We start from the raw sequence: 16,877 nt of genomic DNA, 5'->3' as shown, positions 1-16,877 counted from the left end.
CCCACATCGTTTTCTCTCCCGCATCCCGGTGGCCCGCTCCCGCTAGCCTGCCGGCGGGGGGGGCCACCCGGCGCCCCCGGAACCCCCCTCCCGCCCCCTCCCTACAGCGGCTGGGGCTCCAGGTCGCGGTTGCTCCGCTGCCAGCTCCGGGCCGCGACCACCGACGGGTGCTCCTCGCCGAAGAGTTCGACGAGCGCCGCGACGGCCTGCATCCGCAGGCTCTCCGCCTCGCTGCGGCGGCCGGCCCCGCGGAGGGTGATGGCGAGGTTGGCCTGGCAGACCAGCGTGTCGGGGTGGTTGGCCCCGTACCGGGCGGCGAGGCCGTCGTAGGCGGCGCGGCCGAGCTGTTCGGCCTCGTCGAGCTGCCGGTTCTCGGCGAGCGCGTTGGCGAGGTTGATGACGGCGTTGAGGGTGAACGGGTGGTCCGCGCCGAGGACCTGGGTGAGGCCCTCGACCGCGGAGCGCCCGTGCTCGACGGCGCCTTCGAGGTCGCCGGAGCCGCGCAGGTAGATGCCGAGGTTGTTCTCGCAGGCGAAGGTGAACGGGTGGTCGTCGCCGAGGAGCCGGCGGTGGCCCTCGTAGGCGTCGGTGGCGATGTCGCGGGCGGTCTCCTTGTCGCCGGCGGCGCTGAAGTCCGCGGCGAGGTTGAGCCGGCAGGCGAGCGCGTCGGGGAACTCGGGGCCGTACAGGTCGACGTAGCGCTCGTAGGTGCGTTCGGTGAGTTCGCGGGCTTCGGCGTACTGGCCGGCGCGGCGCAGGGAGACGGCGAGCGACTTGGCGTTGCGGAGTTCCTCGGGCAGGCCGGAGGCGTCGACCGCGGCGAACGTCTCGGTGACTTCGCGGAGCAGTTCGGCGGAGCCCTTGTAGTCGCCCATCTCGCGCAGGTCGCGGGCCAGGTTGGACTTGGAGCTGAGGGTGTAGGGGTGGCGGGCGCCGAGGACGGCGGAGCGGCGTTCGACGGTGTCCTGGTCGAGGTCGCGGGCGGCGACGCTGTTGCCGACCAGGCGGTGGTCGATGGCGAGGTTGTTGGCGACCGAGAGGGTGCGCGGGTCGTCCTCGCCGAACAGTTCGATGAACTGGTTGTAGGTGTCCTGGTCGAGGGTGAGGGCTTCCTGGAAGCGGTTGAGGTAGCGCAGGTCGGCGGCCATCGAGTTGGCGGTCATCAGGGCGTACGGGTGGTGTTCGCCGAGGAGTTCTCGCTGGCCGTCGAGGGTCTGCTGGTTGAGCGTCAGGGAGTCGTTGTAGAAGCCCTGGGAGCGCAGCACGTTGGCGACCTGGAACCGCAGGCTGTAGATCTGGCGGCGCCACAGCCGCTGCTCGCCGAGGTCGGTCTCGGCCTCGGCGCGGGCGGTCCAGCTGGCGTCGAGCTGGCGGCCGAGCTGCAGGGCCTGGTCGAGGTCGACGCGCTTCCACAGGTAGCGGACCCGGTCGATGAGCATCTCGCGGACGTCCTTCTCGTCGCAGTCCTGCGCGCGGGACGGCGTGAGGTGCGGCCAGATCGCTTCCAGGGTGGGCCAGTTGGCGGGGTCGTCGGTGTCGCCGCGGGACGGCCGGGCGTTGACCAGGATGCGGTGGACCTGGTGCATGGCGGTGTTGCGTTCGGCCTCGTTCATGCCGCTGCGGACGACGGCCTGGACGAGTCGGTGCACCTGGAAGGAGTCCGAGCCGGCGTCGGTCTTGGCGAGCGCGTAGCGGCTGACGGCGCGCAGCACCTTGCCGAGCAGGAAGGTGTCGGTGAGTTCCTCGTCGTACGGGTAGAGCGCGAGGCGCATCTGCTCGGAGAAGAAGAACTGCTTGAGGGAGATCGGCTCGGGTGCGAAGAACGCGCACAGTTCGAGCAGCCGGACGGCGGCCGGCGACTGTTCGCGCAGCCGGGTGATGGAGACGTTCCAGGTGAGGCCGACGGGGGTGGGGTAGTCGACGGGGGTCTCGCCGGCGGCGAGGACCTTGGTGGCCTCGGCCTTCAGCTGGTTGACGTAGGTGTCGACCGGGGTCCGGGTGGTCTCCAGCCAGGCGGCGGCGACCTCGACGGCGAGCGGGAGGTCGCCGACGGCCTCGGCGACCCGGTCGGCGTCGGTGCGGGTGAGGCCGCGGACCCGGCGGGTGAGGTGGTCGACGGACTCGGTGCGGTCGAAGACGTCGACGTTGAGCACGCCGGCCTGCCCGGACCAGCCCTGGTTGCGAGAGGTGACGAGGATGTGGCCGGGGCCGTCGGGGAAGAACCGGCGGATCTCGCCGGGCTCGTCGGCGTTGTCGAAGATCAGCAGCCAGTTCGGGGTGGGCAGGCCCTGGCGGAGCGAGTCGCGGGCGGACTGGGCGGCCTCGTTGACGTTCTCGCCGACGCGCAGGCCGAGCCGTCCGGCGAGTTCGGCGAGGCCGACGGCGACGTTCTCGCTCTGCTCGGCGTCGATCCACCAGACCAGGTCGTAGTGCGACATGTAGCGGTGCGCGTACTCCAGCGCGACCTGGGTCTTGCCGACGCCGCCGAGGCCGTACAGGGTCTGCGGCGGCGGCAGCACGGCGGTGGTGCCGCCGGCGAGCTGGGCGCGCAGGTCGTCGAGGACCTTGACCCGGCCGGTGAACGAGTGGTTGCGCTGCGGGACTTCCCAGTAGGTGGGCTTGGTGCCGGGGAAGCGGGGCGCGCCGGGGGTGCGGTCGGGCAGTTCGGTCTCGGTGCGGCCGAGGGCGCGCAGCAGGACGGTGGCGGCGGCCTGTTCGTCGCGGCCGATCAGGTCGACCGGGTTGCGGCTGTTGTAGGGCGCGTTGAGGCGCACGTCGGAGACCCGGACCGGGATCAGCTGGCGGCGGGCGCCGGCCGGGTCGGCGAGCACGGTGCGGTCCCACAGCGCCTGCGCCTGCGGGGACTGCAGGTAGGCGGCGGACAGCAGGGCGACGGTGCGGTACGCGGAGTCGATGCCGCGGCCGGTGGCCTCGCGCGGGTTGGCGCCGGCGCCGAGGTCGCGCGGCACGACGCGGTAGCCGGCGTCGGTGAGCAGCGCGGAGATCCAGTCCGCCCAGGCGCGGTCCTCGGGCACGTAGCTGAGGTACAGGTCGGCGGGGGCGGTGGGGCGGCGGCGGGCGAAGCCGTCGAGGTGACGGAGCCTCAGGTCCTCGGCCATCGGCGGGAGTCCGGCGACCCGGCCCTGGGTGATCTCCCGGGTGAGCCGCTCGTTGGCGGCGAGCATGGAGCCGGGCAGGCCCGGCTGGTCGCCGAACGGGGCGAGGATCTCCTCGTAGGCGTAGAACGGCCGGTAGGGGATCTCGACGCCGGCCCAGTAGCGGGCCAGGTCGGGTTCGCCGAAGCCGGCGGGCAGGCCGGCGAACTTGATCCGGGCGAGGGCGCGGCCGGCGTCGGCCTTCTCCTTCTCGCCCTCGTCGATGCGCATCGGGACGGGCAGGATGCGGATGTCGCGGTCGCCGTAGCGGTCCTCGATGACCCGGGCGATCCGGGAGGCGCCGTCGATGGACTGGTCGCTGAGGGTGAAGCAGACCACCAGGTCGTCGGGCATCTCGACGGTGCAGATGTCGGCGGTGTCGGTGAGTCCGGTGCGGCTGTCGATCAGCACGTAGTCGTAGCGGCGCTTCATGTCGGCGCGCAGCGACTGGATGAAGCGGCGGCCCTGGTAGCGCTCGTAGAGCAGGTCCCAGTCGAGGCGGGCGACGGAGTAGTCGCGGTTCTGCTGGCCGGCCGGGACGAGGTCGATGCGGCCGCCGCCGGGGAAGTGCGGCCAGGCGAGGGAGAGCGCGTGGGACTGGATCCGGGCGAAGTCCTCGATCCAGTCCGGGTCCCGGTCGACCGGGCGGCGGGCCTCTTCGAGGTAGTCGCCGAACAGGTCCATGATGCCGGTGGTGGCGCCGACGATCTCCGGGTTGAGGAAGGGCCGGAAGAACTGGCTCAGGCCGGGGGCTTCGAGGTCCCAGTCGACGACCAGCACCCGGTAGCCGTTGGCGGCCATGATCCAGGCCGTGTTGGCCAGCGCCATGGTGCGGCCGGTGCCGCCCTTGTAGGAGTAGAAAGTGACGATCCGTCCGTGGCGGTTCTCCACGGTGGCGTCGCGACGGCGCGCCTGGATCTGCGGGCCCTTCGCCGGCCTCTCGGTCATGACGTTCCCTCCCCCGGGCCCTTGGTGCCCGTCGTGTTCCCGCACGCCGTGCCGCCGGACGGAGTCCCGACCGTCCGGCGTCCTGCTGGTCGCCCGCTCCGCCCCGCGGGGCGGTCCGGGCCTAGGGTCCGATGCTGGGTCTGCGGTCCTCGGGCGGCTCGGCCGGCCGGTCCCGGTAGTGCTGCTCGTGGGCGGTGCAGGCGCGCATCACGGCGCGTTCCATCTCGCCGCGGAACTCCTCCAGGCTGCCGGGCGCGCCGGCGGCCGCGTCGTCGCGCAGGCTGGGCTTCTGGAGGGCGCCGCGGCTGACGGCGAGCACGCTGTCGCCGAGTTCGTTGAGCATCCGCTCGTGGTCGCGGCTCTGCTGGTCCTCGCGGTTCCAGGGTTCGATGATGGCGACCGAGCCCAGGTTGCGCCGGTCCAGCCGGCGCACCGCCTCGACCCGCCGCCCGTCCAGGAACGCCCACCGGTCGACCAGCAGGACGCACGGCGCGGACGGCCGTTCGCCGGTCAGCAGGTACTCCGACTCCTCCTCGAACTCCCGTACGGTGGGCTGGAATCCCATGTTCCGGGCGACGTCGGCGGCGTCCTGGGCGAGCGGCCGGGTGGAGTCCGGGCGGAACGGCTGCCAGTCGGTGCGCTGTTCGCCGTACCAGGCGCCGCTGCGGTTGGGCGGGAGTTCGGGCTGCCGGTAGGAGTACACCGAGATCCGGACCTTGTCGGCGACGTCCGGCGGGTCGAACGCGGACGGCTGGGACTCGAAGTCGAGCACCTGGCCGGCCGGGATGACGGTCTGTTCGGCGACGTCGACGATCCGCTGGGCGAGCCGCCAGACCGCCGTGTGGTACTGCGAGCTGAAGGCGGCGATCTTCATCAGCGCGTACAGGCCTTCGGCGGCGTAGTCGCCGCCGAAGCTGTCGTGGTTGAACTGGAGTTCACCGGCCACCCGGGGCAGCGGGTAGTGGTCCATCGGCACCCACAGCGCCGGCACTATCCCGGTCATCCGCTCCGAGGTGGGGCGCCGCTGGTAGACCGAGCGGCGGGTGAACAGGTGCCACTCCCGGCCGCACGCCTCGGACTTGAAGTAGCGCGGCGAGTACAGCGGCACGAACACCCGGCAGTTGGCGAGCTCCCTGGACAGCCGCTCGGCCCACTTCTGGCCCTGGTGCATGGAGCGGTCCATGAACCCGATCGGGTGGCCGGCCGGCAGGTCGGTGATCTGGAGGATCGCCTCGCACAGGTCCTGGTAGAGCTTCGCCACCCAGAGGTTCGGGTCCGCCGCGCCCCGGGAGTTCACCCGCGGCGTGTGCGCGTAGCTGAGGAAGAAGTACGGCCTCGGTGCTTCCTTCCCCCGGCCCGCTGGGCTGTTCACACGCGCCTCCCCCGAGCCCGCCTGTCACCTGTTCCCCGAAAGGGACTCAAGTGTAGGAAGGGCGGCCGTCCGAATGGAATAGGGCCTTGATCCGATGGTGCGTCAACTCTGCCTGCCCCGGAACCACTTGTCAGCGAGATCGACCGCTTCGCGGATCGGCATGAGGTAGCAGTGGGCGTCGCCGAGCGGCCCGGACTCCAGCACGTCGGCCAGGCCGGCGGCCAGCACCTCGCCCATCGCGGGGAAGTGCTCGTCCTGCAGCCGGACCCCGGTGAAGGACCGCCAGCGCCGCTCGCCGGCCGGGGTGCGCACCACGCACCGGTACTGCTGCGCCTGCCGGCCCGGCTGCCAGTACTCCAGCAGGTGGAGCGGGGTGCAGCACCACACCGGGACGCCGATCATCAGGCACCGCGCGCCGTCCCGGTAGAGCCGCCCGGCGGGCGACTCCTCGCCCAGGTGGCTGCGCCACGGGTGGCGGGCCGTCAGGTGCTCGGCGCGGGGGCCGATCGCGGTGAACGAGGTCTGCGGGTGGCGGCTGCGCAGCGCCCCGGGCAGCAGCCGCACCTCCTCGGCGAGCCGCCCCATGGTGGGCGAGGCGGGGGTGTCTGCGGCGTCCCAGGCGGGCATCGCGGCGTGGTATCTGCGCAGTTCGGCGGGGGTGAGGCCGGCGGTGGCGGCGCGGTAGTAGGAGGAGGTCCGGGAGTTCTCGGGTGTAGCGGTGTACACGACCAGCGTGCCCTCCGCCCCGAGCGCCTCCCGGAGCGCCCGTACCACCCCGGGTGCGCCGTCCACGACCGGTCCGATCGCTCGCAGCGAGGCCTGGACCAGCAGGGTCTCCCCCGGCCGGACGCCGAGCTTGTCGAGATCCGTGACGAGCTCCGCAACGGAGTACAACGGGGCCTCCCACAGCCGCGGGTCGAAGCCGCCAACCCTATCGGCCGCAGCGGTGAACTCCCGTTCCGGGGCTCACCGTTCGGCTTCCGGTGGTGCGTCGTTCTGGTGGTGTTGGACGAGGGTTCGCGAAGCCGCCGCTCAGCGCGGCCCGGCGGCGGCCGCGCGGGCCCGGTACTGGGCGAGGTTCTCGGCGGCGGCCTCCCGCGCCGCGTCCTCGGCGGCCCGGCCGACCGGGACGGCCAGCCAGGGCTCGACGGCGGTGCGCATCCGTTCGACGAAGCGGACGCCGAGCGGGGTGAGCGCGCCGGAGTCGGCGAGCGTGGCGATCGACGCGGCGGTGTGCGCCCGCCAGGTCGCCAGCTGCACCCGGGCGTGCTGGGCGGGGCCGTTGCGCAGCCCGTCGTAGGCCCGGACCCGGGTGGTCCAGAACTCGGTGACCGCAAGGTGCGCGTAGGTGCCCTGGAACAGGCCCTCCAGCGGGCGCGGGTCGGGCCGCCACGGTGCGTGGAACAGCCGTTCGTCGGCCCGGTCGTACAGGTCGTGGAAGTCCAGCACCGCACCCAGCTTGACGTGCTGGAACTCGTGCGCGACCAGCAGCGCCAGGGTGGGTGCGGTGGCGGGCCGGGCGATGCCGACCGCGCCGAACGCCTGCCGGGCGGCGGCGGACACGTCCCGGCCGGCCGGGCCGGGCCGCAGCGGGGTGAGCGTGGACAGGCCGGCCCGGATGCCGGGGGCGTGGCCGGGCAGGTCGCGGCCGATCAGCTCCCAGGCCTCGCGCAGCGCCCCGGCCCAGGCCAGGTACTCGTCCTCCGGCAGCCGGTCGGCGACCGGCCACTGGTGGCTGTCGCGCTGCGGGTCGGTGTCCTCCAGCGCGGGCGTCCAGCCGTCGGCGAGGGCGGTGCGCCGCACCGGCTGCCAGTGCGCGTCCGCGGGGGTGTCCCAGTCGATCCGCCGGCCGCCGACCGCGAACCCCTCGGCGTCGCCGGTCAGCACGGTCTCGCCGGCGCCGCCGACCAGCACCCGGCCGAGGGTGGGCAGGTGGACGGCGCCGGTGCGGACCGGCAGCGCCAGTTCGAAGGACCGGCCGGCGCGCAGCGCGGCGGCGGCGGCCAGTTCGGCCATCCCGCCGAGGTCGGCGCCGGGTTCGCCCTGCAGGCAGCGCACCGCCCAGGCCCGGGTGTACGGGTGGGCGAGCACCGCGTCCAGGGCGGCGGTGTCGGCGCCGTCCAGCGAGGTGACCAGCGGCCAGGCCGGGGAGGCGGCCCCGACGGCGGCCACCAGCCGCCGGGTGAGGCCGAGTTGGGCGCGGGCCAGGGCGCGGACGGTGTCGGCGCCGCCGTGTCCGCCGGCGAGCTCGTCCAGCTGGCGGTCGGTCAGCGCGGCGCCGGGCGCGTCCTGGGCGGGGACGGCCGCGACGGGGGCGATCCGGTCGCGGATGGTGGTGATCAGTCGCATCAGGTCCCCGCAGTAGACGGAGGGGTTGCGGAAGCCGGAGCCGTCGCCCCGGTAGCGGTGGGCGTACAGGCCGCCGCCGCAGGAGCGGACCACGGGGCAGCCGCGGCACTGCTCGGCGAGGCCGTCCAGTCCGGACTGCCGTTCGACCATGCCGGGGTGCGCGGCGACCTGGTCCAGGGTGTGGTCGAACACCGTGAACCCGGTCTCGGGGGCGCCGTCGTAGGCGGTCTTCAGGCTGTCGGCCTGTTCGAAGGAGCCGTCGGTCTCCACCACCACCAGGTCGGCGGGGTCCAGGCCGAGCGACTCGGTGAGGCTGGAGCGGCCGCGCAGCGTCCGGTGCACCGAGTCGAAGGTGCGCACCGGGACGGGCCGGCCGAGTTCCTCCCAGCGCCGGTAGACGGCCATCAGCCAGTCGGCGTACGGGGTCGCGCCCATCCCGGCGGGGCGCTTCGGCGGCTGGTCCCAGGTGGCGTGCGGGAGCAGGAAGTCCACCCGGGGCGGTTCCAGGGCGACCAGTGCGTCCAGCACGGCGACCGGGTCGTTCTCCACGTCGATGGTGCACAGCAGCCCGGCGTACAGGTGCCGGTGGGCGGGGCGGCGCAGCAGTTCGACGGCGGCGAGCACCTTGGCGTGGCTGCTGCGGCCGTCGGCGAAGCGGCGGTGCCGGTCGTTGGCGGCCCGGTCGCCGTCGAGCGAGATGCCGACCTTGATGCCGTGGGCGGCGAACAGGTCGAGGAAGCGCGGGGAGAGCAGCACGCCGTTGGTGTGGATGCGCAGGTCGAGGGCGCAGTCGGCGGGCAGGGCGGCGCGCAGCAGTTCGGCGGCGCGGCCGAGCAGGGCCGGTCCGGCGAGCAGCGGCTCGCCGCCGTGCAGGACCGCGTGGACGGCGGTCAGCCGGTGGGCGCGGGCGTGTTCGGCGATCCGTTCGGCGGTGCGGGCCAGCACCGCCTCGCTGGTGGCACGGGCTTTGCCGCGCCAGCTGGTGTCGGCGTGTTCGTAGACGTAGCAGTGGTCGCAGGCCAGATCGCAGCGTGCGTGCATCTTGATCACGTACTGCGAGAACGGCACCAGCGGGCGCGGCACGGGGATCGGGGGTGACGTCGCGTCGGTTGCGCTCGGTCGGCCGGTCAGATGGAGGAGTTGAAGGCGGCGACGGCCACCTGGCCGGAATCCCCGCCGGGGAGGGCTCGGTAGAGCTCGGCGGTGAGCTCTTCGGCACCGAGGGAGGCCAGAGCTGCCAGCGAGGGAGCGGACTCCTCGGCGCGCGCGCTGTCGGCGGGCTTGGTGGCGGCGACCATGATGACTCGTTTCTGCGCCTGCCGGCGCGAGACAGGCCTCGGCGTCCTGTGCCGAGAATTTCACCCACCCGCAGCGTACCCGCGCTACCCGCGTCAGCCGAAGCTAAACCACCGAATCTTGACCCATCCGTGGCGGCCGGACTCTCCGTGACCGGCGGCGAGTTGACGATCAGTCAGAATCGATCTTCGACTCTCCGCCGAAACGTCAGGGGCAGAGCCGTTCGACCCGCCAGCCGCCGCCCTCGCCGGGCTCCGCGACGAACCGCAGCCGGTCGTGCAGGCGGTTCTCCCGGCCCTGCCAGAACTCGACGGTGCGCGGGACCACCCGGTAGCCGCCCCAGAACGGGGGCACCGGCACGCCGCCCTCCCCCTCCGGGTAGCGGGCGGCCAGGTCCGCGTAGCGCTGCTCCAGCACCTCGCGCCCGGCCACCGGGCTGGACTGCTCGCTGGCCCAGGCGCCGAGCTGGGAGCCGTGCGGGCGGGTGCGGAAGTAGGCGGCGGTCTCGTCCCGGCCGACCTTCTCGACCCGCCCGCCGATCACCACCTGGCGGGCCAGCGCGATCCACGGGAACAGCAGCGAGGCGTTCGGGTTGGCGGCCAGGTCGGCGCCCTTGCGGGAGCCGTAGTTGGTGAAGAACACGAAGCCGCGCGGGTCGTAGCCCTTGAGCAGCACGGTGCGCGAGGACGGCACGCCGTCCGCGTCGGCGGTGGAGACCACCATGGCGTTGGGTTCGACGACGCCGGCCTCGACCGCCTCGTGGAACCAGCGGGCGAACTGCCGGAAGGGGTCGTCGGCGAGCTGGTCCTCGGACAGGCCCTCGTGCTGGTAATGCTTGCGCATCACCGTCAGGTCCGGTCCGGGCCGTTCCTCGGCGGGCGTGGACAGGGCGCTCGGGTGGCTGTGGCGTTCCGCGGTAGGCACGCCGACATCATCCCGTACGACAAGCGCCGAGCGCCGCTGCGTCCGGGCAAACTCGCGGGGATAGGGTGGCTCGCCACCGCAACCCGACCCGCTGCCCGGGGAATCGTCCGGTTTTCACCGGAGCGCCCCGGAAAATCCGCCGACGATGCCGGAGACGACAGGGGTTCGAGCGGCCCGTGGGGGAAACATCACCGTCGTGGTGTATGGCGCAATGCACTCCGTGCCTGCCACTCTGGCACCGAGTGCCAACCACCATCGGTCACCGGCGTGCCGCCCCACCACGGCCGCACGTCGTGTCGGATCACTGAAGGAGCCGTTCTGATGTCGGACTTCGTACCCGGCCTTGAGGGTGTCGTCGCCTTCGAGAGCGAGATCGCCGAACCCGACCGCGAGGGCGGCGCGCTGCGCTACCGCGGGGTGGACATCGAGGACCTGGTCGGCCAGGTCTCCTTCGGGCACGTGTGGGGCCTGCTGGTGGACGGCAGGTTCGCCCCGGGCCTGCCCGCCGCCGAGCCGTTCCCGATCCCGGTCCACTCCGGCGACATCCGGGTCGACGTGCAGTCCGCCCTCGCCATGCTCGCCCCCGTCTGGGGCCTCAAGCCGCTGCTGGACATCTCCGCCGAGCAGGCCCGCGACGACCTCGCCCGGGCCGCCGTGATGGCGCTGTCCTACGTCGCCCAGTCCGCCCGCGGCCAGGGCCTGCCGATGGTCCCGCAGAGCGAGATCGACAAGGCCGAGACCATCGTCGAGCGGTTCATGATCCGCTGGCGCGGCGAGCCGGACCCGAAGCACGTCAAGGCCGTCGACGCCTACTGGACGTCCGCCGCCGAGCACGGCATGAACGCCTCCACCTTCACCGCCCGCGTCATCGCCTCCACCGGCGCCGACGTCGCCGCGGCGCTGTCCGGCGCGGTCGGCGCGATGTCCGGCCCGCTGCACGGCGGCGCCCCGTCCCGGGTGCTCGGCATGATCGAGGAGATCGAGCGCACCGGCGACGCGGTCGGCTACGTGAAGAAGGCCCTCGACAAGGGCGAGCGCCTGATGGGCTTCGGCCACCGCGTCTACCGCGCCGAGGACCCGCGCGCCCGCGTGCTGCGCCGCACCGCCAAGGAGCTCGGCGCGCCGCGCTTCGAGATCGCCGAGGCGCTGGAGAAGGCCGCGCTGGAGGAGCTGCACAACCGCCGCCCCGACCGCGTGCTGGCCACCAACGTCGAGTTCTGGGCCGCCATCATGCTGGACTTCGCCGAGGTCCCGGCGCACATGTTCACCTCGATGTTCACCTGCGCCCGCACCGCCGGCTGGTCGGCCCACATCCTGGAGCAGAAGCGCACCGGCCGGCTGGTCCGCCCGGCCGCCCGCTACGTCGGCCCCGGCAGCCGCAAGCCGCAGGAGATCGAGGGCTGGGACCAGATCGCGCGCTGACACCCGATCAGGTGAACAACTGACGGGCCGTCAGCACCTCCGACTCCGCCGCCGGGCACGCGCACAGCCCCTGACCAGGGGCGGCGCGTGCTCCGGTGAGGGCTGTCCGGTGCCGGGAAGATCACGTCTCATCGGCCGGACGGCCGTACTGCGGGGCAATCCGGGGCGATAGGGTGCGGGGGTGGCTCAGATTCAGATCCCCGCCGACAATCTGCCCAACGACGGCCGCTTCGGCTGCGGCCCCTCCAAGGTGCGCCCCGAGGCCCTGAGTGCCCTCGCCGCCACCGGAACCTCCCTGCTGGGCACCTCCCACCGTCAGGCCCCGGTCAAGAACGTCGTCAAGCGCGTCCGCCAGGGCGTCGCCGACCTGTTCTCGCTGCCCGAGGGCTACCAGGTGGTGCTCGGCAACGGCGGCTCCACCGCGTTCTGGGACATCGCCGCGTTCGGACTGGTGCGCGAGAAGTCGCAGCACCTGAACTTCGGCGAGTTCTCCTCCAAGTTCGCCTCCTCCGTGAAGGCCGCCCCGTGGCTGGCCGAGCCGACCGTCATCAAGACCGAGCCGGGCACCCACCCGCTGCCGGTCGCCGAGGCGGGCGTCGACGCCTACGCGCTCACCCACAACGAGACCTCCACCGGTGTCGCCATGCCGATCCGCCGTCCCGAGGGCGCGGACGCCGGCTCGCTGGTGCTGGTCGACGCCACCTCCGGCGCCGGCGGCCTGCCCGTCGACATCCGCGAGACGGACGTCTACTACTTCGCCCCGCAGAAGTCCTTCGCCTCCGAGGGCGGCCTGTGGCTGGCCACCTTCTCCCCGGCCGCCCTGGAGCGCGCCGCCGAGATCGCCGCCTCCGGCCGGTACATCCCGCCGTTCTTCGACCTGCCGACCGCGATCGACAACTCCTCGAAGGACCAGACGTACAACACCCCGGCCATCTCCACCCTCTTCCTGCTGGCCGACCAGCTGGAGTGGCTGAACGGCCAGGGCGGTCTGGACTGGGCGGTCGCCCGCACCGCCGAGTCGTCCTCGATCCTGTACGCGTGGGCCGAGAAGTCCTCCTACGCGCAGCCGTTCGTCGCCAAGGCGGAGGAGCGCTCGCAGGTCGTCGGCACCATCGACTTCGACGAGTCGGTGGACGCCGCCGCGGTCGCCAAGGCACTGCGTGCCAACGGCATCGTGGACACCGAGCCGTACCGCAAGCTGGGCCGCAACCAGCTGCGGATCGCGATGTTCCCGGCGATCGACCCGGCGGACGTCGAGAAGCTCACCGGCGCGATCGACTACGTGGTCGAGCACCTGAACGACTGACACCCGCCCCCGAAGGCCCCGGTCCGCGGACCGGGGCCTTCGTCGTTCCCGGGTCGGGCCACCGCGAGGCCGAGCAGGTCGGCCGGGTCGCCGATCGCGCCCACCCGTGCTCGTGGCCCACGGCCCGTCGAGCCCGACCGGGCCTGAGCCGCTACCAGGCGTACGCCTCCGGCGCGGGGCCGCCGCCGTTCGGGCCGGGCGGCGGGAACAGCCGGTCCAGCTCGGCCAGCAGGTCGGCGTCCAGCACCAGGTCGAGGGCGGGCAGCGAGCCGTCCAGCTGCGCCACGGTGCGCGGGCCGATGATCGGGCCGGTGACGCCGTCCTGGGCGAGCAGCCAGGCCAGGCCCACGTGCGCCGGGTCGGCCCCGGCCCGGGCGCACAGCTTCTCGTACGCCTCGATGGTGTCGCCGTGCTCGGCCAGCGCCGCCGCCGAGTGCCCGCTGCCGCCGCGCGCCGCCGTGCCCTCGCGCCGCTTGCGCAGCACGCCGCTGAGCAGACCGCTGTTCAGCGGGCCCCAGGGGATCACGCCGATGCCGTAGTGCCGGGCGGCCGGCAGCACCTCCAGCTCCGCCCAGCGGGTCATCAGGTTGTACCGGGACTGCTCGGCGACCAGCCCGAGGAAGTGCCGGTCGCGGGCCGCCTCCTGGGCCTGCGCCAGGTGCCAGCCGGCGAAGTTCGAGGAGCCGAAGTACAGCACCTTGCCCTGCTGGCGCAGGACGCCGAACGCCTCCCAGATCTCGTCCCACGGGGTGTGCCGGTCGATGTGGTGCATCTGGTACAGGTCGATGTGGTCGGTGCCGAGCCGGCGCAGCGAGTCCTCGCAGGCCCGCCGGATGTGCAGGGCGCTCAGCCCGCCCTCGTTGGGGCGGCTGCCGGTCGGGATGAACACCTTGGTCGCCAGCACCGTCCGGTCCCGGCGTTCGGCGGAGCCGGCGAACCAGCGGCCGATGATCTCCTCGGTGGAGGTCTCCCCCGGCCGGGTGCCGTAGACGTTCGCGGTGTCGAAGAAGTTGATGCCGTGCTCGTGCGCCCGCTCCATGATCGCGTGGCTGTCCCGCTCGGAGGTCTCCGTGCCGAAGTTCATCGTGCCGAGCACCAGCCGGGACACCGTCAGCCCGCTGCGGCCGAGCCTGGTGTACTCCATGAAAGATCCGCCCCCATGCGTCGCGGCGGGCCCCTCGCTCGGGCCCGCACCGCGCCCCACCCTACGGATCGGCCGCCCACGAACCGGCCGGTTCGCCGGAACGGCCGCGGCTACTTCTGTACGAGCGCGCTGATGATCACCACGGCGAGCAGCAGGACGAACGCGCCGGTCACGATCCGCATACGGGTCTTCGGGTCCACCCCACGAGATTAGACGGTCGCCCGGCCTACCCCTGCTCCGGGTCCGCCCGGCCGGCCTCCGCCGGCACGGCGCCGCCGCGGAACTCCCGCTGTCGGAACACCGTCGGGGCGACCCCGACCCGGCGGGTGAACAGGCGGGTGAAGTACGCCGGGTCCTGGTAGCCGACCCGGCGGGCCACCGTGGAGACCGGCAGTTCGCTGGCCGCCAGCAGGTGCTTGGCCTCGTTCAGCCGGACCGTCAGCAGGTACTCCTTCGGGCCGGCCGCGCCCTGCGCGCGCACCGCGCGGCGCAGCTCCTCCACGCCCAGGCCGGCCCGCCGGGCGTGCTCGGCCACCGACAGCGGCAGGCAGGCGTTCCGGCGCAGCAGCTCCATCACGGGTGCGCCCTCGGGGCCCAGGTCGGCCCGGTGCCGGTGCAGCTCCACCAGCAGCTCGTGCACGGCGGCCGACGCCTCCGCCACCGCCGTCGGCCCGCCCCGGCGGCAGATCGCGGCGATCCGGGCGGTCACCCGCTGCGCGGCCTCCGCGGAGTCCAGCGGCACCACCTCGGCCTCCGGCAGCAGCCCCAGCTCGGCGTAGCCGGCGGTGCCCTCGCCGGTGAAGTCCACGAAGGACTCGGCCCAGCCGTCCGCGTCCGGCCCGTAGTGGTGCGGCACCCCGGGCCGCAGCCACAGCACCGCCGGCGCCGCCACCGGAAGCCGGCGGCCGCCCGGCAGCGCGTACCAGCCGCGGCCCGCCCCGACCACCACGGCCACCCAGTGGTCCAGCACCCGCGGCCCGACCACCGGCAGCCGCCCGCGCTGCAGGCCCACGCCCAGGCACGCCAGGCCGGTGGCCAGCTGCGCCGGACCGGGCGTCAGGTAGTGCCACCAGCGCTCCATCGTCCTCCGTCCGCGGATTCTCCCGGGACAAGTCCAACACGCCGCCGGGCTTTGTCCATGGTCCGGGCGGGTGCCTTCTTGCAGGCTAGGACGCATGCTCACCTACGACTCGACCGGTTTCCGCCTCGACGGCAGCCCGCTGCGCATCCTCTCCGGCGCGATGCACTACTTCCGCACCCGCCCCGAGCAGTGGCCCGCCCGCCTCGCCGCCCTGCGCGCGATGGGCCTGAACACCGTCGAGACGTACGTGCCGTGGAACCTGCACGAGCCCGCCCCCGGCCGTTTCGAGCGCCTGGACGAGCTCGGCGCGTTCCTGGACGAGGCGCACCGCCAGGGCCTGTGGACGATCGTCCGTCCCGGCCCGTACATCTGCGCCGAGTGGGACAACGGCGGCCTGCCGGCCTGGCTCACCGCGAAGGTCGGCCGGCGCGCCCGCACCAGCGACCCCGCGTACCTGGCCGCCGTCGACGCCTTCTTCGACGTGCTGCTGCCGCAGGTCGTCGAACGGCAGTGGGGGCGGCCGGGCGGCACCGTGCTGATGGTCCAGGTCGAGAACGAGTACGGCTCGCACGGCAGCGACAAGGCGTACCTCCAGCACCTGGCCGACGGCCTGCGCGCCCGCGGCGTGACCGTCCCGCTGTTCACCTCCGACGGCCCCGAGGACCACATGCTCGGCGGCGGCACCCTCCCCGGCGTCCTCGCCACCGTCAACTTCGGCTCCGACCCGGAGACCGCCTTCGAGACGCTGCACCGCCACCGTCCCGAGGACCCCCCGTTCTGCATGGAGTTCTGGAACGGCTGGTTCGACCACTGGGCCAAGCCGCACCACACCCGCGACGCGGCCGACGCCGCCGACGCGCTGCGCCGCATCCTCGCCGCCGGCGGCTCCGTCAACCTGTACATGGCCCACGGCGGCACCAACTTCGGCACCACCGCCGGCGCCAACCACGAGGACGCTCCGTTCAACTCCACCGACTGGACGCACTCCCCGTACCAGCCGACCACCACCTCCTACGACTACGACGCCGCCCTCGACGAACGCGGCCTGCCCGGCCCCAAGTTCGACGCCTTCCGCCGGGTCATCGCCGACTTCGCCGCCGAGAACCCCTCGCTGGTGCGCTACTTGGACGGCCGGACGCCCGAACTCCCGGCCGCCGCCCCGGTGCTGACGGCCCGCGAGGTCGCCCTCACCGAGTTCGCCGAGCTGCCCTTCGGCGAGTCCGTGGCCTCCCCCGTGCCGCCGCTGTTCGAGGAACTCGGCCTGGAGCACGGTCTGGTCCGCTACACCACGACGGTGCCCGCGATCAGCGACGCCCGGCCGCTCACCGTCGAGGGGCTGCGCGACCGCGCCTCCCTCCAGGTGGCCGGCAAGCACGCCGCCGCCCTCGAACGCGGCGTCGCCGCCGAGCCCGTCACCGCGACCGGCGGCGACCGGGTCACCCTGCTCGTCGAATCGCTCGGCCGGGTCAACTACGGCCCCCTGGTGGGCGAGACCAAGGGCATCACCGGCGTCCGCCACGAGCGCCAGTACCTGCACGGCTGGCACGCCCAGCCGCTCGCCCTCGACCCGCTGCCCGCCGCGGCCTACGCCCCCGGCGAGCCGGCCCCCGAGACGCTCGCCCGCGGCGACTTCGAACTCGACGCCACCGGCGACGCCTTCCTCGCCGTCCCCGACGGCGACCACGGCTACCTCTGGGTCAACGGCTTCCTGCTCGGCCGCTACGACCGCCGCGGCCCCCAAGTCACCCTCTACTGCCCGCAGCCCGTCCTCCGCGAGGGCGCGAACACCCTCACCCTGCTGGAGCTCGGCCAGGCCGCGCCGTCCCGCGTCGAGCTCCGCGAGGCCCCCGAACTGGGCTAGCCGGGGTACGGACCGGTGG

The 16,877-nt window shown here is 73.4% G+C and carries 11 protein-coding genes; 3 read left to right on the top strand and 8 right to left on the bottom strand.

What is annotated here, in order from left to right; all coding sequences use genetic code 11:
* Positions 1-101: 101 nt before the first annotated feature.
* From fxsT to pdxH, 6 genes are all read right to left on the bottom strand, one after another.
* A complete protein-coding gene (fxsT, locus tag ACFV1L_RS15545) occupies positions 102-4,103 on the bottom strand; it encodes an FxSxx-COOH system tetratricopeptide repeat protein (RefSeq protein WP_380366126.1) in 4,002 nt (1,333 codons plus the stop codon).
* Positions 4,104-4,224: 121 nt separating this feature from the next.
* Positions 4,225-5,475 (bottom strand): TIR-like protein FxsC, encoded by a 1,251-nt coding sequence (locus ACFV1L_RS15540; protein WP_380366124.1) that lies wholly within the window; start codon positions 5,473-5,475, stop codon positions 4,225-4,227.
* Positions 5,476-5,577: 102 nt separating this feature from the next.
* Positions 5,578-6,369, bottom strand: coding sequence for an aminoglycoside N(3)-acetyltransferase (locus ACFV1L_RS15535; RefSeq protein ID WP_380366122.1), 792 nt, complete (start codon positions 6,367-6,369; stop codon positions 5,578-5,580).
* Positions 6,370-6,507: 138 nt separating this feature from the next.
* A complete protein-coding gene (locus ACFV1L_RS15530) occupies positions 6,508-8,907 on the bottom strand; it encodes an FxsB family cyclophane-forming radical SAM/SPASM peptide maturase (protein ID WP_380366120.1) in 2,400 nt (799 codons plus the stop codon).
* 44 nt (positions 8,908-8,951) lie between these two features.
* The gene (locus ACFV1L_RS15525; RefSeq protein ID WP_380366118.1) at positions 8,952-9,122 is read right to left on the bottom strand and encodes a hypothetical protein; all 171 of its coding nucleotides are present in this window, start codon (positions 9,120-9,122) and stop codon (positions 8,952-8,954) included.
* Positions 9,123-9,327: 205 nt separating this feature from the next.
* Entirely contained in the window at positions 9,328-9,963 is a 636-nt protein-coding gene (gene pdxH / locus ACFV1L_RS15520; RefSeq protein WP_380366213.1) for a pyridoxamine 5'-phosphate oxidase, read from the bottom strand.
* A gap of 402 nt (positions 9,964-10,365) precedes the next feature.
* On the opposite strand from pdxH, the gene ACFV1L_RS15515 reads away from it, so the two are divergent.
* Together ACFV1L_RS15515 and serC are read left to right on the top strand one after the other, a co-directional pair.
* Positions 10,366-11,466, top strand: a complete 1,101-nt coding sequence (locus ACFV1L_RS15515; RefSeq protein ID WP_380366116.1) for a citrate synthase 2 — start codon at positions 10,366-10,368, stop codon at positions 11,464-11,466.
* Between the two features lie 181 nt (positions 11,467-11,647).
* Entirely contained in the window at positions 11,648-12,772 is a 1,125-nt protein-coding gene (gene serC, locus ACFV1L_RS15510; RefSeq protein ID WP_380366114.1) for a phosphoserine transaminase, read from the top strand.
* A gap of 151 nt (positions 12,773-12,923) precedes the next feature.
* On the opposite strand, the gene ACFV1L_RS15505 is transcribed toward serC, so the two are convergent.
* Positions 12,924-13,916 (bottom strand): aldo/keto reductase, encoded by a 993-nt coding sequence (locus ACFV1L_RS15505; RefSeq protein ID WP_380366112.1) that lies wholly within the window; start codon positions 13,914-13,916, stop codon positions 12,924-12,926.
* Positions 13,917-14,142: 226 nt separating this feature from the next.
* On the bottom strand, positions 14,143-14,997 hold the full coding sequence (locus tag ACFV1L_RS15500; protein WP_380366110.1) for an AraC family transcriptional regulator: 855 nt from the start codon (positions 14,995-14,997) through the stop codon (positions 14,143-14,145).
* A 94-nt stretch (positions 14,998-15,091) separates the two neighbouring features.
* Between ACFV1L_RS15500 and ACFV1L_RS15495 the strand changes: the two genes are divergently transcribed.
* Positions 15,092-16,858, top strand: coding sequence for a beta-galactosidase (locus ACFV1L_RS15495; protein WP_380366108.1), 1,767 nt, complete (start codon positions 15,092-15,094; stop codon positions 16,856-16,858).
* Positions 16,859-16,877: the final 19 nt, after the last annotated feature.

Origin of the sequence: Kitasatospora sp. NPDC059646 (assembly GCF_042734615.1) — a bacterium.
Lineage (GTDB): Bacteria > Actinomycetota > Actinomycetes > Streptomycetales > Streptomycetaceae > Kitasatospora.
The sequence above is the reverse complement of the archived record's forward strand: the minus strand, read 5'-3'. Positions and strand labels throughout refer to the sequence as shown.